Origin of the sequence: Streptomyces sp. NPDC048639, from assembly GCF_043199075.1 — a bacterium.
Taxonomy (GTDB): domain Bacteria; phylum Actinomycetota; class Actinomycetes; order Streptomycetales; family Streptomycetaceae; genus Streptomyces.
Map to the genome: position 1 here is coordinate 47,761 of NZ_JBICVP010000015.1, position 18,431 is coordinate 66,191.

12 protein-coding genes are annotated in these 18,431 nt (G+C 69.6%); 2 read left to right on the top strand and 10 right to left on the bottom strand.

The annotated features are described in order from the left end of the window. The 4 genes from ACGFNH_RS31225 to nrdR form a co-directional block, all read right to left on the bottom strand. Positions 1 to 660 carry a histidine phosphatase family protein gene (locus ACGFNH_RS31225; protein WP_393659512.1) on the bottom strand — a complete coding sequence of 220 codons (660 nt, stop codon included), beginning with the start codon at positions 658 to 660 and terminating at the stop codon, positions 1 to 3. Between the two features lie 69 nt (positions 661 to 729). Next, on the bottom strand, positions 730 to 1,335 hold the full coding sequence (locus tag ACGFNH_RS31230) for a YdbC family protein (protein ID WP_393659514.1): 606 nt from the start codon (positions 1,333 to 1,335) through the stop codon (positions 730 to 732). Between the two features lie 165 nt (positions 1,336 to 1,500). Further along, positions 1,501 to 4,377, bottom strand: coding sequence for a vitamin B12-dependent ribonucleotide reductase (locus ACGFNH_RS31235; protein ID WP_393659516.1), 2,877 nt, complete (start codon positions 4,375 to 4,377; stop codon positions 1,501 to 1,503). Between the two features lie 117 nt (positions 4,378 to 4,494). Continuing rightward, positions 4,495 to 5,016, bottom strand: coding sequence for a transcriptional regulator NrdR (gene nrdR, locus ACGFNH_RS31240; protein WP_393659518.1), 522 nt, complete (start codon positions 5,014 to 5,016; stop codon positions 4,495 to 4,497). Between the two features lie 490 nt (positions 5,017 to 5,506). Here nrdR and lexA point away from each other — a divergent pair, with 490 nt between their 5' ends. Continuing rightward, positions 5,507 to 6,292 (top strand): transcriptional repressor LexA, encoded by a 786-nt coding sequence (gene lexA / locus ACGFNH_RS31245; protein WP_393659520.1) that lies wholly within the window; start codon positions 5,507 to 5,509, stop codon positions 6,290 to 6,292. Positions 6,293 to 6,481: 189 nt separating this feature from the next. On the opposite strand, the gene ACGFNH_RS31250 is transcribed toward lexA, so the two are convergent. From ACGFNH_RS31250 to ACGFNH_RS31270, 5 genes are all read right to left on the bottom strand, one after another. Next, on the bottom strand, positions 6,482 to 8,554 hold the full coding sequence (locus ACGFNH_RS31250) for an ATP-dependent DNA helicase (protein ID WP_393659522.1): 2,073 nt from the start codon (positions 8,552 to 8,554) through the stop codon (positions 6,482 to 6,484). A gap of 40 nt (positions 8,555 to 8,594) precedes the next feature. Continuing rightward, the gene (locus ACGFNH_RS31255) at positions 8,595 to 10,352 is read right to left on the bottom strand and encodes an IucA/IucC family protein (protein ID WP_393659524.1); all 1,758 of its coding nucleotides are present in this window, start codon (positions 10,350 to 10,352) and stop codon (positions 8,595 to 8,597) included. A gap of 324 nt (positions 10,353 to 10,676) precedes the next feature. After that, a complete protein-coding gene (locus ACGFNH_RS31260) occupies positions 10,677 to 11,423 on the bottom strand; it encodes a GNAT family N-acetyltransferase (protein ID WP_393659525.1) in 747 nt (248 codons plus the stop codon). 168 nt (positions 11,424 to 11,591) lie between these two features. After that, the gene (locus ACGFNH_RS31265) at positions 11,592 to 13,463 is read right to left on the bottom strand and encodes an IucA/IucC family protein (RefSeq protein WP_393659633.1); all 1,872 of its coding nucleotides are present in this window, start codon (positions 13,461 to 13,463) and stop codon (positions 11,592 to 11,594) included. Positions 13,464 to 13,643: 180 nt separating this feature from the next. Continuing rightward, positions 13,644 to 15,131, bottom strand: coding sequence for an aminotransferase class III-fold pyridoxal phosphate-dependent enzyme (locus ACGFNH_RS31270; RefSeq protein ID WP_393659527.1), 1,488 nt, complete (start codon positions 15,129 to 15,131; stop codon positions 13,644 to 13,646). Positions 15,132 to 15,371: 240 nt separating this feature from the next. Between ACGFNH_RS31270 and ACGFNH_RS31275 the strand changes: the two genes are divergently transcribed. Next, on the top strand, positions 15,372 to 16,589 hold the full coding sequence (locus ACGFNH_RS31275; protein ID WP_393659529.1) for a trypsin-like serine peptidase: 1,218 nt from the start codon (positions 15,372 to 15,374) through the stop codon (positions 16,587 to 16,589). A gap of 324 nt (positions 16,590 to 16,913) precedes the next feature. Here the strand turns inward: ACGFNH_RS31275 and hflX are convergent, their stop codons facing one another. Next, a complete protein-coding gene (gene hflX / locus ACGFNH_RS31280) occupies positions 16,914 to 18,407 on the bottom strand; it encodes a GTPase HflX (RefSeq protein ID WP_393659531.1) in 1,494 nt (497 codons plus the stop codon). Positions 18,408 to 18,431 lie beyond the last annotated feature (24 nt).

The window sequence follows — 18,431 nt, forward strand, 5'->3', positions numbered from 1 at the left end:
CTAGCCGGTGGCGTCGTACGACTCCGGGGTGCACCAGCGCTCGAATGGCCTGTCCAGGCGGTACTTGCCCCCGGGTTCCAGGAGCAGGGTCCGGAACTCCCCGTTCCCTGGATTCGAGAGGGACTCGAATTCGGCCACCGACCAGTGGAACCACCTCATGCAGAAGAGCCGCATGGTCAGGCCGTGCGTGACCAGCAGCACATTGCGCGGGTGGTCCGGGTCCTCGAAGCTCCGGTAAAGGCTCTCCAGGAACGCGCCGACCCGGTCGTAGACGTCCGCGCCGGACTCCCCCTGTGCCAGCCGGTAGAAGAAGTGCCCGTACGCGTCGCGGTTGACCTTCTGCTTCCGCACATCCTGGGCATCCTGCCAGTTGCCCCAGTCCTGCTCGCGCAGCCGCGGCTCCTCGCGCATCCGCACGCGCCCGGGATCGAGGTCCAGGGCTTTGAAGGTCTGGTGCGTCCGCCGGTACGGGGAGACGTATGCGCTGACCTGCTCCTCACCGAACATGGCCCGCAACTGGCCCCCGGCTTCCTTCGCCTGCCGCCGGCCCTTCTCGGTCAGGTACAGGGCATGATCGGGAACGCGTTCGTAGACCGTGTCATCGGCGTTGCCCTCCGACTCTCCGTGCCGGAGGAGGACGATGCGGCGAGGCCGTGCCATGACGCCACCCTAGTTCGGCGGTGCGGAACCCGCCGCGTCATCACAGGGACTCACCCGAATCGGACCGGCTCACACGGACCAGGTGGGCTCAAGAGCAACGACATCTCCCGCCAGCCCGGACACATCGGCATCGATCTGGGTCCGCAGGGCCAGCCGCTCCACGCGCTCCTGGCGGTACTTCCCGTGCTCGGCCGCCGAGTCCCAGAGCGAGAGCACCAGGAACTCGTTGCCGGGCGCCTCCCCGAACACCCCGCGCAGCATGCCTGGCGATCCTGCCATCGCCGGGTTCCACACCTTCTCCTGCATCAAGGTGAAGTGCTCCACCCGCTCCTCACGCACCCGGCAGTGGGCCACGCGCACCACATCCGCATCGGAGAAGACCGGCCGAAATCCGACCTTGACATCGAAGCGGTGCTCGAAGAGCCGGACCCTGCTGTCCTTGAACGTGCCGGACTGGGCGGCGGCGAGCCGGTCGTGCGAGCGCGCCATGAAGGAGTCGTACAAGGCCCGGCTCTCCCAGAAGGCGAAGAGATGCGCGACATCGGGCCGCGCCCGGCTCCATCCGCCGCCCTGCCCCCGGAACCCGGGTTCACCGAGCAGCCCCGCCCATTTACGCTGCCCCCGCGCGAAGCCTCGGCGGTCAACCACAGTGCAGCTAATCCACTTGACCAGCACCGCGCCATCGTAGTGGGCGGTGGCGGTGGCCGGATCCCACTTGCCGATCCAGCGCGAACCGCACAACGACGGAGGGGGTGACGACCGTCAGGTCGTCACCCCCTCCCGGGACTCCGTGCCGTCAGGGGGTGAGACTCGCCCGTTCAAGGCCCGCGGCCTCAGCGGTCAACTGCAACCGCTGGTCGAGCCGCACCCCTCGCACAGGTAGCAGCTCCCGGCCCGGCGCATCTTGGTGCCGCACGAGAAGCAGAGCGGGGCGTCCGCGTTCAGGCCGAGCTGCATCTCGACGAGTTCCGTGGAGCTGTGCGCCTCCTTCGGGGCGGGCACGACAGCCGTCACCTCGGGCTTCGGCGACTCCGGCGAGGTCTTCGCCGGGATCTCGATGTGGCGCGGCGCGGACTGGGCGAGCCCCTCCACATCGACATCGTCATCGGTCGGCTCGTACGAACCGGTCTCCAGGTGACGCTGACGCTCCTCGGCCGAGTGGATGCCGAGCGCCGACCGCGTCTCGAACGGCAGGAAGTCCAGCGCCAGGCGGCGGAAGATGTAGTCGACGATCGACTGCGCCATCCGCAGGTCCGGGTCGTCCGTCATACCGGCCGGCTCGAACCGCATGTTGGTGAACTTCGAGACGTACGTCTCCAACGGAACGCCGTACTGCAGACCGACCGAGACGGCGATGGAGAAGGCGTCCATCATGCCCGCGAGGGTCGAGCCCTGCTTGGACATCTTCAGGAAGACCTCGCCGAGGCCGTCGTCCGGGTAGGAGTTGGCCGTCATGTAGCCCTCGGCGCCGCCCACCGTGAAGGAGGTCGTGATGCCGGGGCGTCCCTTCGGCAGACGCCTGCGGACCGGGCGGTACTCGACCACCTTCTCCGGCACCGCGGCGACCTCGGCCTTCTCCTCCTTCTTCTTGGCGGAGAGCGGCTGGCCGACCTTGCAGTTGTCGCGGTAGATCGCCAGCGCCTTCAGACCGAGCTTCCAGCCCTCGAAGTAGATCTCCTCGATCTCCTCGACGGTGGCCGACTCCGGCATGTTCACGGTCTTGGAGATCGCGCCGGACAGGAACGGCTGGGCCGCCGCCATCATCCGGACGTGACCCCTCGGCGAAATCGACCGGTCGCCCATGGCGCAGTCGAAGACCTCGTAGTGCTCGAGGCGCAGTCCCGGTGCGTCGATCACGTTGCCGTGGTCGGCGATGTGGGCGACGATCGCCTCGACCTGCTCCGGCTGGTAGCCGAGACGCTTCAGCGCCTTGGGAACCGTGTTGTTCACGATCTGCATCGAGCCGCCGCCGACGAGCTTCTTGAACTTGACCAGGGCCAGGTCCGGCTCGACGCCCGTGGTGTCGCAGTCCATCATCAGGCCGATGGTGCCGGTCGGGGCCAGCACGGAGGCCTGGGCGTTGCGGAATCCGTGCTTCCCGCCGAGGCGGATGACGTCCTGCCAGGCCTCGGTGGCCGCGGCCCAGACCGGGGTGTCCAGGTCGTCCACGCGATGGGCGGCACCGTTGGCGTCGGAGTGCTGGCGCATGACGCGCTGGTGAGCGTCGGCGTTGCGGGCGTAGCCGTCGTACGGGCCGACGACCGCGGCCATTTCGGCGGAGCGCTTGTACGAGGTGCCGGTCATCAGCGAGGTGATGGCACCGGCGAGCGCCCGGCCGCCGTCGGAGTCGTACGCGTGGCCGGTGGCCATCAGCAGGGCGCCGAGGTTGGCATAGCCGATGCCCAACTGGCGGAAGGCGCGCGTCGTCTCGCCGATCTTCTCGGTCGGGAAGTCGGCGAAGGTGATGGAGATGTCCATCGCCGTGATGACCAGCTCGACAACCTTCGCGAAGGTCTCGGCGTCGAAGGTCTGGTTGCCCAGGTCGTCGTCGCGCAGGAACTTCATGAGGTTCAGCGAGGCCAGGTTGCACGAGGAGTTGTCCAGGTGCATGTACTCGCTGCACGGGTTGGAGGCGGTGATCCGGCCCGTCTCCGGCGAGGTGTGCCAGTGGTTGATGGTGTCGTCGTACTGGATGCCGGGGTCGGCGCAGGCCCAGGCGGCCTCGGCCAGCTTCCTGAAGAGGCCCTTGGCATCGACCTCCTCCAGGACCTCACCGGTCATCCGCCCGCGCAGCCCGAACTTCGAGCCGGACTCGACGGCCGTCATGAACTCCGCGTTCACCCGGACCGAGTTGTTGGCGTTCTGGTACTGGACGGAGGTGATGTCGTCGCCGCCCAGGTCCATGTCGAAGCCCGCGTCGCGCAGGGCACGGATCTTCTCCTCCTCCTTCACCTTGGTCTCGATGAAGGCCTCGACGTCCGGGTGGTCGACGTCGAGGACGACCATCTTGGCGGCGCGGCGGGTGGCACCACCGGACTTGATCGTGCCGGCGGAGGCGTCCGCACCGCGCATGAAGGAGACGGGACCGGAGGCGTTGCCACCGGAGGACAGCAGCTCCTTCGACGACCGGATGCGGGAGAGGTTCAGACCGGCGCCGGAGCCGCCCTTGAAGATCATCCCCTCTTCCTTGTACCAGTCGAGGATCGACTCCATGGAGTCGTCGACGGAGAGGATGAAGCAGGCGGAGACCTGCTGCGGCTGCTGGGTGCCGACGTTGAACCAGACCGGGGAGTTGAAGCTGAACACCTGGTGCAGCAGGGCGTAGGTGAGCTCGTGGTCGAAGATCTCGGCGTCCGCCGGCGAGGCGAAGTAGCCGTGGTCCTCGCCGGCCTTGCGGTAGGTCCTGACCACGCGGTCGATGAGCTGCTTCAGGCTGGACTCACGGCCGGGCGACCCGACGGCACCGCGGAAGTACTTGCTCGTGACGATGTTGACCGCGTTCACCGACCAGAAGTCGGGGAACTCGACACCGCGCTGCTCGAAGTTGACCGAACCGTCGCGCCAGTTGGTCATGACGACGTCGCGGCGCTCCCAGACCACCTCGTCGTACGGGTGCACGCCGGGGGTGGTGTGAATGCGCTCCACACGCAGCCCCTTGCTCGCCTTGCTGCCCTTGGCACGGGAGCTTCGTGCCGGGCCGCTCGTCGTCTCTGTCATGCCGCCTCCCTGTACGGGCATAACGCCCTGACGTGCCTGTTTCTTCCCCCAGGCACTGTTTCTGTTCTGTGCCCCGGCGCATCTGCGCGCCCGGAGCGGATCTGATGGCGCCGCCGGCTATCCGGCGGCGGTGGTGGTCGGGGCGGGGGCTTCGGTTTCCTCCGCGGACCCGTCCTCGTCCTCGTCGGCCGGCTCACGCTGCTCGCGCAGCTCCGCGACCGCGGCCTCGAAGTCCTCCAGCGAGTCGAACGCCCGGTAGACGGACGCGAACCGCAGGTACGCGACGAGGTCGAGCTCCTGGAGCGGGCCGAGTATCGCGAGCCCGACGTCATGGGTGGACAGCTCGGCGCTGCCGGTGGCACGCACCGCCTCTTCGACCCGCTGGCCGAGTTTGGCGAGGGCGTCCTCGGTGACGGGCCGCCCCTGGCATGCCTTGCGCACGCCCGCGATGACCTTGTCACGGCTGAACGGTTCGGTGACCCCGCTCCGCTTGATCACCATGAGTGACGCCGTCTCCACTGTCGTGAAGCGGCGAGAGCAGTCGGGGCACTGGCGGCGCCGGCGGATCGACGTCCCGTCGTCGGTGGTGCGGCTGTCCACGACGCGGCTGTCGGGATGTCTGCAGAAGGGGCAGTGCAACGATCCTCACCCTCCCTGAAACCCTGTGAACGTCGAACTGCACAGCACAGCTGCACGGCTCCGCAGACCCCCACGAAGGGGCCTGGGAACAACCTCAATCATAGGCCATAACTGCGGCCGTTGAGGACCGCGAACCACAACTTGTGGGCGACCGCCGCTTATCTAACCACTAGATCTGGTGGTTCCCCGTCAAGCGCGTCGACCGCGTGTCGCACGAAGGGGCGGCAACAGGAGACTACGGGAGCGCGTACGTATACCGTCACGCGGGTCACAGGTGTCACACTGATCACGGCCCCGGCGACACTCCAGCCGGACCCGCGAGCCCGGCCTGGGCGGAACCCGCCCCGCGCATCCAGCCACCGCATATACACCTCAGCGCTTGATCTCGTCAGGTCATCTGGGAAATTTCACTCGAACGTGTGTTTGGCGCAACCTTTCGAAACCAACTACCGTTGTGTCACTGGGGAGAACCATCTCGAGAGGGGCCGACGTGACCACCACTGCAGACAGCGCCACCATCACTGCCCAGGACCGCTCCCAGCACCGATACGAGCAGAGCCACCCGATGAACGACGCGACGACGAACCCCGAGGGACAGAAGCCCGTACGCTCGCTTCCCGGTCGACCTCCAGGCATCCGGGCCGACAGCTCCGGCCTCACGGACCGCCAGCGCCGGGTCATCGAGGTCATCCGGGACTCCGTGCAGCGACGCGGCTACCCTCCGTCGATGCGGGAGATCGGCCAGGCAGTGGGCCTCTCGAGCACCTCGTCCGTCGCGCACCAGCTCATGGCCCTGGAGCGCAAGGGCTTCCTGCGCCGCGACCCGCACCGCCCGCGCGCTTACGAGGTCCGCGGATCCGACGGGCCGACGAGCCAGCCGGCGGACACCACCGGCAAGCCCGCCGCGTCGTATGTGCCGCTGGTCGGCCGCATCGCGGCAGGCGGTCCGATCCTCGCCGAGGAGTCGGTCGAGGACGTCTTCCCCCTTCCCCGTCAACTGGTCGGTGACGGCGAGCTGTTCGTGCTGAAGGTGGTCGGCGACTCGATGATCGAAGCGGCGATCTGCGACGGCGACTGGGTCACCGTCCGCCGCCAGCCGGTCGCGGAGAACGGAGACATCGTGGCCGCGATGCTCGACGGCGAGGCCACCGTGAAGCGCTTCAAGCGGGAGGACGGCCACGTCTGGCTGATCCCGCACAACTCCGCGTACCAGCCGATCCCCGGCGACGAGGCCACGATCCTCGGCAAGGTGGTGGCGGTGCTGCGGCGGGTCTGACGCCGCTCTCACGACCGGGCCCCGGAATCCCTGCGCCGGTTCCGGGGCCCGCTGCATGCCCGCCGCACGGCGGTCCGGGAGGCTGGTCCGTCGGCACGGCCAAGAGGCCCCTCGGCGCCTGCCCCCCCCCATGGAGCCCGGCCGATGCGAGCCACGCGGACGCATCAGCGCGAACCCATGAACTCCGGGCTACCCCGTCGCCGGCGCAGCGGCATCGATCGCCGCCAGGGAACGGCGTACCTGATTGCGGTCGGTCGTGAACCAGAAGTCGGGCATGGACGCCTTGAGGAACCCGCCGTAGCGCGCGGTGGCCAGACGAGGGTCGAGGACCGCCACCACGCCGCGATCCTCCGACGCCCGCACGAGCCGGCCCGCGCCCTGTGCCATCAACAGGGCTGCATGCGTCGCCGCGACCGCCATGAAGCCGTTGCCCCCCGCCTCCTCAACGGCCTTCTGCCGGGCGCTCATCAGCGGGTCGTCGGGACGCGGGAAGGGGATGCGGTCCATGACCACCAACTGGCAGTTCGCACCGGGCACATCGACGCCCTGCCACAGGGACAACGTGCCGAACAGGCACGTCCGGGCGTCGTCGGAGAACGAGCGGATCAGCTCGCCCAGGGTCTCCTCGCCCTGCAGCAGAATCGGCATGTCCAGGCGTCCGCGCAACGCCTCGGCCGCGGCCTGGGCGCCGCGCATGGACGAGAAGAGGCCGAGCGTGCGCCCGCCCGCGGCCTCCACGAGCTCCGCGAGCTCGTCCAGCATGTCCGTACGGCTTCCCTCGCGGCCGGGCTGCGCGAGGTGCCGGGCGACGTAGAGGATGCCCTGCTTGCGGTACTCGAACGGCGACCCGACGTCTAGGCCCTTCCACGGCGGGCTCGTCTTCGCGCTGGAATCGTCGGCCGTCGGCTCGTCGCCGTCGGTCCGGGCATCCTCGGACGATGCATCGCCGGTCCGTGCGGCGCGGTTCCTCGGGCTCGGGAGTCCGTTCGTCACGGCGGACTCCGGGGGCAGTCCGAGGGAGGCCGCCACGCCGTTGAAGTCGCCGCCCAGCTTCAGGGTGGCCGAGGTCAGGACGACGCTGCGATCGGCGAAGAGCTTCTCGCGCAGCAGCCCGGACACCGAGAGCGGGGCGACCCGCAGCGATGCCCCGAACCGGTCGTGCCGCTCGTACCAGACGACGTCGTACTCCGACGCGGCCGCGACACGCTCCGCCACGGCGTGGACGTTCTCGATGGACGCGAGCGCCTGTTTGCGCACCGCGTCCTCGTCCTGCACCGACTTGTCACGCGTGTTCCCCAGCGCCGTGATCACCGTGCGGGCCGCGTCCCTCAGGGACATGAGGGCGTAGGCGAGGTCTTCCGGGATCTCCTCGAGCCGGCCGGGGAGCGCCAGTTCCATGATCCGCTCGAAGCTCTCGGCCGCGGTCTGGAGGGCGTCCCCCGCCTTCTCGTTGACCAGCTTCGCCGCGCGGCGGACCGCACGGTTCACGCCGCCCGGGGTGAGCTCACCCGTGGCGGCTCCCGTCACCCGGGAGACCAGCTCATGCGCTTCGTCGACCACCAGAACCTCATGGCTGGGCAGCACGGGGGCACCCTCGATCGCGTCGATCGCGAGCAGCGCGTGATTGGTGACGACGACGTCGGCGAGCTTCGCCCGCTCACGCGCGGCCTCGGCGAAGCACTCCGCGCCGTAGGCGCACTTGGACGCACCCAGGCATTCACGGGACGTGACCGACACCTGAGCCCAGGCCCGGTCCGAGACACCGGGGGTCAGGGCGTCCCGGTCGCCGGTCTCGGTCTCGTCCGCCCAGTCCCGCATCCGCAGCAGGTCCTGGCCGAGCTTGCTGGTGGGGGCGGCGGACTCGAAGACGTCGAAGAGGCCCTCCTCCTCGTCCTGCGGCGCTCCCTCATGGAGCCGGTGCAGGCACAGGTAGTTGGAGCGGCCCTTGAGCATGGCGAACTGGGGTCGCCGGCGCAGCTGCGGGTGCAACGCCTCGACAGTACGCGGCAGATCGCGCTCCACGAGCTGGCGTTGCAGCGCCAGCGTGGCCGTGGCCACGATGACGCGCTCGCCGTGCGCCAGCGAGGGCACCAGATAGCCGAGGGACTTGCCGGTGCCGGTGCCGGCCTGGACCAGCAGGTGGGACCCGTCGTCGATCGCCTCGGCGACGGCTTCGGCCATGGTGACCTGACCAGGGCGCTCGGTGCCGCCGACGGCGGTGACGGCGGCGTGGAGAAGGTCGGAGAGGGAGGGCTTCGTCATAGCCCGACCACCCTACGGGGCGGCACTGACAACGCGTCCGTCACGGCTGGTGGAGGGGGTTCGGAACGGTGCCGTGGACGGCGGCGTGAGGCCGCTCGGGCCGGTCGCGGTAGCCGTCGAGATGCAGACGGTTGCGGTTGAGACAGAGCCGCTCGATACGGGGGGTGAGGAGGTCGAAGGTCTCGAAGCGGTCCTTCAGCTCGGGGAAGCGCGCGTGATGGGCGAGGATCTCGGCCCGTACGAGTGACCAGAACGCGGTCTCGGGGACGCCCAGGTGCTCGGCGCAGACCGGCGCGAGGTACCGGAAGACGCCGACGAACAGGCCGGAGTGGATGAACTGGGTGAGGAATCCGGGCGGCTCGGTGAGCAGCACCGACCGTACGTCCTCGGGCATGTCCTCCAGCTCGGGAAGCGGCTCGGCGCTGATGTTCACGTCGTCGACGAAGTCCTTCATCGCCAGGCGGACGGGGACGTCGTGCTCGTCGAAGACGACGATGGCGTTCTCCCCGTGCGGCGAGAAGACGGTGCCGTACCGGTAGAGGAAGCGCAGCAGCGCCGGCAGGAGGGCGGCGAAGAGGCGGCGCAGCCAGACGGTGGGTGCGAGCCCGGAACGGCGGACGAGTTCGGCCGTGAACGAGTGGCCCTGCGGGTCCGTCAGGAGGAGGGAGGCGAGGGTGCGCGCCCGCTCGCCCGCGTCGAGGTGGGCGGCCAGAGGCTCGCGCCAGATGCAGCCGAGGAGTTCACGGTACTGGTACGGGACGCCGGGCAGGCGGTCGTACAGCGGGTGCTCGACCGTGACGGAGGCAGTCTCGCCGAGCAGTACGACGCGGGCCTCGTCCCTCAGGAACGGGTCGGCGTCCCGCAGGCCGTGCACCCATCCGGTGACGGCCGGCGCGACCCGTGTGCGTTCGGTGGGCAGCCCCCTCCACACCAGGGTGTTGAGGACGGAGAGCGGCAGCTTGACGGTACGAGCGCGTGGCCGAGTGGTGTTGAGGAACGTACGGATGGACTGCTGCGGCAGCCGGAGATCCTCGTCCTCCGGGAGCAGGATGATCGTTCCTTCGGCGATCTGGGGGGCGAAGAGAGTGGCGACGCATTCGTCCCACTGCCAGGGGTGCACGGGCAGGTACAGGTAGTCGGCGGGATCGCGACGGCGCTCCGCGACCGTGCGGTCGAAGGCTTGGCGGATGCCGGGTGAGAGCTCCTCGGCATAGAGCCGGTCCGGGGTGGCGAGCGCGGGGACACCCCGGTAGCGGGCCGCGTCGCGGTGGACGGCGATCCAGGGCAGACGCTGCGGGGTACGGGCCTCGGGCGCCCAACGCGCGGCGTCGGACGCGGAGAAGCCCATACGGCCCTTGTTGACCACGATCCACGGGTGGCCGCTCTGGTGCCCTTCGAGATCCGCGTAGCCGAGGTCGGCGAGGTCGGCGACGCTCACGGCCGTGGCAGCCAGCCGGGTGTCGGCGGCGAGTGTGGCCGTCAGTTCGCGGATGAGGTGGCCTGTGGTGTCGCCGGTCAGGCCCAGGACGGTGTCGTGGGCCTGCGCGACGAACTGGAGGGGGTCTGCGGTCGGCGCGATGGATTCGGGATCGACGCGCCAGTGTTCGTAGGCGCCTCGACGAGCGCTGAAGCGATAGGTGACCGAGTCGTTCACGGGGAGCCGGTAGGCGAGCGGATCCGCACCGTCGGGCTCCGGCGTGATCACCCCTTCGTACGCGAACTCGGCCAGCATCTTGGCGAAGAGACGGCGGGATGCTCGGTGCCAGGCATCAGCGTGCTGCTGGAGTGACGGGCGCAAGGTCTGGGCTCCTCGGGCGGAACGGGGCGGGCTGGGGATGGACGGGGGGGGAGCCAGGCGGGGGGGACCCGGGCGGGGTGTGGGGCTGAGTGAGCGTGGGCGGGCCTGAGTGACGGGGGGGTTGAGTGCCGGGGAGTTGAGTGACGGGCGAGTTGAGTGACGGGTGGGGCGAAAGGCGGGCCCGGAGCATGGGGCCCGAGGGTGACGCGGGGCGGGCCCCGGGCCCGTCCGCCCGCCCTCAGCGGGGGAATCGGGGGCGGAACCGGATCGGGCCGAACGGTGTAGAGAGAGCAGTGGGGGAAGCAGCGGGCCGAGAGGCCCGGGTCAGAGGAGGTTGCGGTGAAGACGGTCGCGAACCATCAGCGCGGCCCGCTTGCCGGGCAGCTCGAGCTCGGCGTGGAAGCGGAAGCCGGCGCCCAGAAACGCCGCAATGGACGGGGTGTTGCGGATGTCGGGCTCCGCGATCACCCGGGTACAGGACGGGCGATGGTCGAGGACGAGGTCGGACACGGTGCGCAGAAGGCCGGTGCCGAAGCCTCGGCCGCGGTCGCCGACGGCACCGATGAGCAGATGGAGCCCGGTGTCGTGCGGGCGCGCCGCATAGTGGCGTGCGACCGGATCGAGGTCGGCGCGGTAGACCTCCCAATAGCTCATGGGTGTGCCGTCGAGGACGCCCAGGCAGGGCACACTCCGGCCGTCGCCCTCGATTTGGGCACGTAGGTGGGCGGCGGCGATCTCGTCGGGGCCTGCGAGGTCCCAGAAAGCGGCAACGGCCGGGTCGTTCATCCATCGGGAGATGAGCGCCAGATCGCGGTCGATCCGGACGGGGAAGAGCCGGAAGGGGCGTGATCCGTTCGGAGCGGGTGCCCAGGTGGAGACATCGTCGAGCAGATCGGGGCCGACCCACGGCGGTCGCGTTCGGGGAGGGGTGCCGGATCTCAGTTCCGTATGCGCCAGGACGGCGCGCTCCTCGGCGATCAGCGCGGCGAGTTCGTCGCGCAGTTGCAGGTCGAGGGTTTCGTCGGTGCTGGAGCTGGGGCTCTGATCGGTGCTGGAATCCGCGGACGGCACGACAACGCTCTCCTCTCGTCGGTCTCGTGGAGCTCGTCAGTCTTGTGGGGCTCGTGGGGCTCGTCAGTCTTGCGGGGCTCGTGGTGTGCGTGGTGGACGGCATGAACGGCGTGGGTGGCGTGAGCCTCATGGATCGCGTGGGAGTCCTCGGTCTCATCGGTTTCGGAGTCATGCCGCAGCAGTGGCAAGGGGGTTGGGGATGGTGACATACACGGACTGGGTGTCTACGGGACCGACCAGCTCGTCGAGGCCTTGCAGTCGGGTGAGGAGGTTCGCCTTGCAGCGGAGTGTGGGGGAATCAAGAAGGAGAGCCGGCAGGGGTGAGCCGGTCCCGTTGCTGCCGACGGCGGCGTCGGAGAGGAACCGGCGGAAGGCGGCGAGCAGAAGGCCCTCGTCGGCGAGGCGTTGGGAGCCGAAGGCTCCGATCATGCCGAGCACATTGTTGATGCCGAGGTAGTAGGCGAAGCGTTCGTCGGTGACCGCGTCGGAGACGAACGTGTCGCTCTCGACACCGATACCGGGCAGCATCCGGTCGAGTGCGTCCCGGTGGGACTCGCGGAAGTAGTAGCCCTGGTTGTCGCGGTAGCGTCCGCCGACCGGCCAGCCGTCGGCGTCCAGGAGCACCAGCGAGTTCTGCTGGTGCGCCTCGAGCGCGACACCGGCCGTGCCGTCGAGCCAGAGGACCGGACGAACCACGGTCTCGAGGTAGCGCAGGAACCACTCGGCGGACACCGCGGCCGAGGAGCGGCCCGTGTCGGCCGCCAGGCGGGACACGATGTCGGCGAGACGGGATCGCATCAGGGGGACGCCGCAGGCTTCCGCCCCGGGCCAGGGCCGGGGAGACGTCAGGGCCGCGATGCACAGGACGTCGTCTTCCGGTCCGAAGGGGTTGTGCCGGATGACCGCGTCCAGGCCCGTCAGGGACGTGCCGTCCGCTGCGGTCACGGCGATCCACGCGGGGTCGCGAACGATGTCGAAGCAAGGGTGGGTGCTTCGCCACTGCCGTCCGAGTCCGGCCCGGAGCAGGCGGTGCACTTCGACACCACGCTGCAGTTCCTTGCGGAGGTTCTCGCGGCGGGAGTTGGTGATGCGCAGCCCAAGTGAGAGCTTCAGCATCGCGGCGGTCCCGGGCTGGTGAACCGTCCGTACGGAGGAGGTGGGGTACCACGGCTCGCCATGGGGGCCGAGGTCGTACAGGAGCCGGGCATCGAGGAGTTCGGCAACGGCGGGTCGCCGCTTGACGTCGCGGGCCTGCCAGGGGTGGAGCGGCAACGGAACAGTGCCGTCAGGCAGTTGCAGGTCGCCGTCGGCCAGGCTGCCTACGAGGCATTCGACCGGTACGGGCCGCCCGCGCTCGGTCCAGGCCGAGTCACCCGCCAGTACGGCGCGGTCGACGGCCATCCAGTGCAGGGGGAAGGAGCCGCTCAACTCGGGTGAGTAGGCGTGGGATTCGGCATCGGAGAGCCCTTGCCGGCTTTTGGGAGTGGGGTGGAGCGGATGCCCGAGGACGAGGGACTGCTCGGAGTCCAGGAATTGATGGCCGGTGACGGACAGAGCGGGACGGCTCCGGCGGTCTGCGATGAACCCGGCCGTGCGGTACACGGAGTCGGCCACTCTGCCGACGAGTTCGGTGCTGTCGGTCCCCGGACCGCCCGGGAAGCCGTGGGCCGCCTCTCGGCCCAGAAGGGCCGCAAGGGTCACGGCGTCGACAGCAGGTGCGCCAGGTGGCCCGTTCTCGAGAACCGGCGCGCCGAAGCGGTGCCATCCGGTGGCGGACCAGTAGCGGACAAGGGCGAGCAGTGCGACACCGCTGGCATGAAGAGGGATCCTCAGGACGTCACCGTCCGGGGGTGGTGTGGCGTTCTCCCGCGTCCAGCAGCGCAGGAGGTTCTCGACCGCAGCGGCGTCGGCCGCAGCGAAGGCATCGGGCTGGTCCAGCGGGTCGCGGACGACCGCTTGGACCGGCGCTGGGCCTGCCTGGCTCGGCACGGTGGGCTCGATGGTGAGGGCTGCGGCCGTGGGGCCCTGAAGTGGGTCCATGGTCTGATCGGCGTGCTGCTCCAGGCGCTGAGGCCATGGCAACGGCGCCTTCCTCCTTCGGCTATGAGCAGGGGGCGAGACGCGGGTGGGCGGGCCCGGGTATCCGTTCTCCGACGCCAGCGGTCCGTCGTGGCGGCGCAAGCAGCAACGACTGCGCAACGTCCCCCCGTTGGCCCGTCATCACCGGGCCGCGTCCGCAGCGCTATCGGCACTATCGGTGCCCTCGGCCTGCCCTGCCGGGCCGCTTCCCGTCCGCCCGCGCCGCCCTTGACCGTTCCGCTCAGCGGCCCTGACGGCGGCGCCGATGGCGTCACTGAGCCGGTCGAGCACGGCGTCGGCCTGCTCGTCGCTGATCGTGAGCGGTGGCAGAAGGCGGACGACGCCGGAGCGCCGGCCTCCGATACCGACGATCAATCCCCGTCGCAGACACTCCTTCCGGACCGCTGCAGCGAGCGTGGACGACGCTCGATCTCCAATACCGCTCGGAGCTCCCTCAGCGGGGGCCGTGCTCTCCGGGTCACTCAGCTCTACGCCGATCATGAGCCCTCGTCCTCGCACGTCCGCGATGGACGGCTGCTGTGCCGCGAGGGCTCGCAGCTGACGGATCATGCGTTCGCCGAGTGCTGCCGCGCGTTCGGCCAGCCGTTGCTCGCGTACATGGGCCAAGGTGGCCGCGCCGGCGGCCAGGGCGAGTTGATTGCCGCGGAAGGCTCCCGCGCTCGCGCCCGGATGCCCGGGATCGAGATCGTCGCGGTAGACCATCACCGCCAACGGCAAGCTGCCGCCGATGGCCGCGGACAGGACCATCACATCCGGCACGACCCCGCTCCGTTCGACGGCCCAGAAGCTCCCGGTCCGACCGACGCCGGTCTGCATCTCGTCCACGACGAACGGGATGCCGCGGGCGGCAGTGAGATGACGCATCCTGCGCAGCCACTCGTCGGGGACAGGCACCAACTCACCCTCACCCTGGACCGGTTCGACGATCACCCCTGCCGGAGGCTGCGCGCCTCGGCGCGAAGGGTCGAGCAGGTCTGTGACGACCGCGTCCTCGGACCAGGCTGCGAGCGGCCGTGCACCACCCTGGTCCCCGTTTCCGGACGGGCAGGGGACCCCGCTGGGATAAGGCAGACGCGTCACCCGTGGCGCGGGTACGCGCTCGCGGGGATCGGTTTCACTCGAGGAATCACCGCGTGCTGCGGCGGAAAAGGCGAACAGCCCACTGCGACCGGTCGCGGAGCACACAAGGTCGAGGGCGGCCCCCACCGCGTCGGTACCGGCCGGTCCGCAGAACCGTACCCGTCCCCGTTCGGCGAGCGGTCGGGGCAGGGTCCGGAGCAGCTCCGTGGTGAAGTCGTCCTCGACCGGCGTCGCCAGGTCCATGACGTGCAGCGGGGCGCCGGAGTCGAGGACGGAACGGATGGCCTCGAGGACCACCGGGTGGTTGTGCCCCAGCGCCAACGACCCCGCTCCCGAAAGGCAGTCGAGATAGCGCTTCCCGTCGGCGCCCTCGATCGTCAGCCCACGGGCCCGGACCGGCACGATCGGCAGCGAGCACGCGTCGGTACAGGCTGTGGATTCGGGCAGCGACTCCCGTCGCATGCTGCCCTCGGCAGCCTCATCGGCCGGAAGAACGCCTGGTGTCGTCGGCGGCTGGGTCACGGCCACGTCTCGTCGATCCTCCTCAACGCGCTGAACGCTCCCCCGCTGCCCCCCGTACGTACCAACGACGTCGAGGGCAACGGATCACGGGCGAACGGGAGTTCCTCGGGCGCCCGGAAGCCGCCGGGGAACCGCGGACCCGCCCGGCGCCGTCCCCCAGGGCACCGGCATAGTGGGAGCCTGCGCCTCTCGTCGGCGTGCATGACAAGTCCATCGCAGGATCGAATACACGGGGGAGTTCCGCCCATGCCATCGATACGCCCGCCAGTTTCCCGGCGCTCCGGGCGGAGTGCGCTTCGAGTCCGCGGCTCTGCCGCTGCCGCGGTTGCTCTGACCGCCGTTCTGGCGGTCACCGCGACAGCGTGCGGCGCGTCGGAGGACGGCGCGAGCCCCAACCCCGGCGCGTCCGCGACCTCGCGGGACCGGCAGGACGTCTCCCTGCCCAACTTCGAGGAGCGCCTCAGGGAACTGGGCGTCGATGTGGACAAGTGGAAGAACGGCGAGTGGAAGAACTGGAAGAGAGACGACTGGCTGCGCGAGGCCGGTGACTTCGTCAACCCGGTCATCGAGGATCTGTGGAAGCCCGAGCGGATGAAGGAGGCGGAAGAGCCGGAGAAGACGGTTCCCGCCGACGTCTCGGGTGACCAGGGCGTCACCGACCCGGAGCCGCAACCCGTCCAGGCCAAGGGCGTCAGTACGCCGTACCACGACAACGCGGCCCCGGTCGGCAAGGTCTTCTTCGACGGTCCTCAGGGCTCGATGGTCTGCTCGGCCACGGTGGTGAAGGATCCGGCGAACCCGGGGAAGTCCAATCTCGTCTGGACGGCGGGGCACTGTGTCCACGCGGGGAAGAGCGGCGGCTGGTACCGCAACATCGCCTTCGTCCCGTCCTTCAACGACAACGGCGTCCCCGCCGAGGGCCTCAAGGCCACGCCGCGGGAGGAAGTCGCGCCGTACGGGGTCTACTGGGCCAACTGGGCTTCCACGTCACAGCAGTGGATCTCCGAGGGGACCGAGACCGGCGGTAACGGCGCTCCGTACGACTACGCCGTCCTGCATGTGAAGCCGGAGAAGGGCAGCGGCGGCAAGTCGCTGGAGGAGACCGTCGGCGCCGCGCTGTCGGTCGAGTTCAACGCCCCGGCGGTCAAGAGCATCGACAGCATGGGCGCTTGGGGCTACCCGGCGGCACCGCCGTACGACGGCGCCAAGATGTTCTCCTGTGTCGACAGGCCGGGCCGCTTCTCGCTGGCCTCGTCGCAGCCGACGATGTACCGCATCGGCTGCACCATGACCGGCGGCGCGTCGGGCGGCGGCTGGTTCGCCAACGGCACGGACGGCAAGCCCGCGCTGGTCTCCAACACCTCCATCGGCCCGCGCCCGGCCAAGTGGCTGGCCGGTCCGCATCTGGGACCCGAGGCGAAGAAGATGTTCGAGGCAGTGAGCCGGAAGTTCGCCGGACAGTAGCCGCACTTGCGCAAGGCGGGCGACGGCGGACGCCACCGTCGACGGGCACGGCGCAGCCGTCCCCGGACACCGCACACCGGCCGCGCGCTCACAACGCGGCCGGGCACACACGACGAGGCCCGCCCCACCGAACGGTGGGGCGGGCCTCGGTCTTCACGATCTCGCACTTCGAGGTCTGGGACATTTTGACCTCGGACCTCGGACCTCGGACCTCCGACCTCGGGTCCTCGGATTTCGGGTCCTCGATGCCCGGTTCCCGCTGCCTGACGGCGCACGGTCGGTCCGTCATCGAAGCAGTCGGACAGAGCTTCGCCCGAGGAGCGGTCAGCTCTGCCCCGCAGGGGCGAACGGCCGGAGTTCCGCCGCCAGTTCCTCGTGGACCCGCGCCTTGAGCAGGGTGCCCTCCGGGGTGTGCTCCTCGGAGATCACCTCACCGTCGGCGTGTGCCCGCGAGACGAGCTGGCCGTGCGTGTACGGCACGAGCACCTCCACCTCGACCCGAGGCCGCGGGAGCTGTTCGTCGATGAGCGCCTGGAGCTGCTCGACGTTCCGCCCGGTGCGGGCCGACACCGCGATCGCACGCGGCTCCATCCGCAGCAGACGCTGCAGTACGAGCGGGTCCGACGCGTCCGCCTTGTTGATCACCACGATCTCGGGCACGTCGACCGCGCCCACATCGCGGATCACCTCGCGGACAGCGGCGAGCTGCTCCTCCGGGGCCGGGTGCGATCCGTCCACCACGTGCAGGATCAGATCGGCGTCACCGACCTCCTCCATCGTGGAGCGGAACGCCTCGACCAGGTGGTGCGGCAGGTGCCGTACGAACCCGACCGTGTCGACGAGGGTGTAGAGCCGCCCACTGGGCGTCTCGGCCCGCCGTACCGTCGGGTCCAGGGTGGCGAACAGTGCGTTCTCCACGAGCACGCCGGCGCCCGTCAGACGGTTGAGCAGCGAGGACTTACCCGCGTTGGTGTATCCGGCGATGGCGACCGAGGGGACCTTGTTCCGCCGGCGCTCCTGCCGCTTGATGTCGCGGCCGGTCTTCATCTCCGCGATCTCCCGGCGCATCTTGGCCATCTTCTCGCGGATCCGCCGCCGGTCCGTCTCGATCTTGGTCTCACCGGGACCACGGGTGGCCATACCTCCGCCCGAGGATCCGGAGCCACCGCCACCCATCTGCCGGGACAGCGACTGACCCCATCCACGCAGCCGCGGCAGCATGTACTGCATCTGCGCGAGCGAGACCTGCGCCTTGCCCTCTCGGGACTTGGCGTGCTGGGCGAAGATGTCGAGGATCAGCGCGGTCCTGTCGACCACCTTGACCTTGACGACATCCTCGAGATGGATCAGCTGGCCCGGGGTGAGCTCACCGTCGCACACCACGGTGTCCGCCCCGGTATCGATCACGATGTCGCGCAGCTCCTGGGCCTTGCCCGAGCCGATGTACGTGGCCGGGTCGGGCTTGTCACGGCGCTGGATCACGCCGTCGAGGACCTGCGCACCGGCGGTCTCGGCGAGTGCGGCCAGCTCCGAGAGCGAGTTCTCCGCGTCCTGCATCGTGCCGGACGTCCAGACGCCGACCAGCACCACACGCTCCAGGCGCAACTGCCGGTACTCGACCTCGGTGACGTCCTCGAGTTCGGTGGAAAGGCCCACGACACGGCGCAGCGCGGCCCTGTCGGAACGGTCGAACTGCTCGCCGTCACGCTCCCCGTCGATCTCGTGGCTCCAGGCGACGTCCTCTTCCATCAGGGCGTCGGCCCGAAGGCTTGCGGAGAAGCTCTGAGCGTCCTGGGAAGGGGAAGAAGAGGAGGTCATTTGATCCTTACGTCGATGGGAATC

What these genes read in the sequence shown, in the direction of transcription:
- ACGFNH_RS31250 (WP_393659522.1), bottom strand. Translation starts at nt 8,554, where the DNA reads ATGACGAAGCCCTCCCTCTCCGACCTTCTCCACGCCGCCGTCACCGCC.
- ACGFNH_RS31265 (WP_393659633.1), bottom strand. Translation starts at nt 13,463, where the DNA reads ATGGACCCACTTCAGGGCCCCACGGCCGCAGCCCTCACCATCGAGCCC.
- ACGFNH_RS31235 (WP_393659516.1), bottom strand. Translation starts at nt 4,377, where the DNA reads ATGACAGAGACGACGAGCGGCCCGGCACGAAGCTCCCGTGCCAAGGGC.
- hflX (WP_393659531.1), bottom strand. Translation starts at nt 18,407, where the DNA reads ATGACCTCCTCTTCTTCCCCTTCCCAGGACGCTCAGAGCTTCTCCGCA.
- ACGFNH_RS31275 (WP_393659529.1), top strand. Translation starts at nt 15,372, where the DNA reads ATGCCATCGATACGCCCGCCAGTTTCCCGGCGCTCCGGGCGGAGTGCG.
- ACGFNH_RS31225 (WP_393659512.1), bottom strand. Translation starts at nt 660, where the DNA reads ATGGCACGGCCTCGCCGCATCGTCCTCCTCCGGCACGGAGAGTCGGAG.